This is a genomic window from Campylobacter sp. RM9328, from assembly GCF_012978615.1.
Window position 1 is genome coordinate 1 of the sequence record NZ_LIWF01000062.1, and the last position, 605, is coordinate 605.

Genomic DNA, 605 nt, shown 5'->3' on the forward strand with positions numbered 1-605 from the left:
GAATTATAACTTTTAATTTTGTTATATTCGGGATTATATTTGCTTGGATTAATCTCGCTTTTAAATGTGCGAGCATATACGGCTAAACCGTAACTATCCGTAGCGTCTGTTTTTATACTGGATAGATGACGCAAAAACAAAGATGATTTTGTGGAGTTTAGAAGAGTGTATTTGATTTTTAAAGATGATAAAACTTGCTGTAAGGGTAGATGATAGTTTGAAGTAGGCTCAAAAACTACCACTAAATTATCACTAACAAATCTTTTAAAATAAGTTTCAATTAAGTCAAAATTATTAGGCAAAACATCTAATTTAGGTTTTTGCTGTGTGTTAGAAAATAAAAAACAAATGTCTAATTTATCCTTAGACACATCTATACCGCAAAAGAATTCTTTTTTCATTGTGATACTCCTTTGAATTGTGTATTTTTTTTCTTTACCTCACTCTTGTAAACGGGAACTATAAAGATTTAGTATAGTCCTAAGGAATTCAAACGAGATAAAAAATAAAGCCCCTAATTCTTATTTGCAGGGTAAAACCCTTGGTATTTTAACAGGGAGCTTTTATTTTAAAAGATACATACTTAAAACAATAAGTATGGGTAA

At 29.3% G+C, this 605-nt stretch carries 1 protein-coding gene; it reads right to left on the minus strand.

All coding sequences use genetic code 11. From position 1 onward, the window contains the following. Window positions 1–401 (minus strand): IS110 family transposase (locus tag CCAL9328_RS10685; RefSeq protein ID WP_170000642.1); only part of this gene is annotated, 401 nt, incomplete at its 3' end. Window positions 402–605 lie beyond the last annotated feature (204 nt).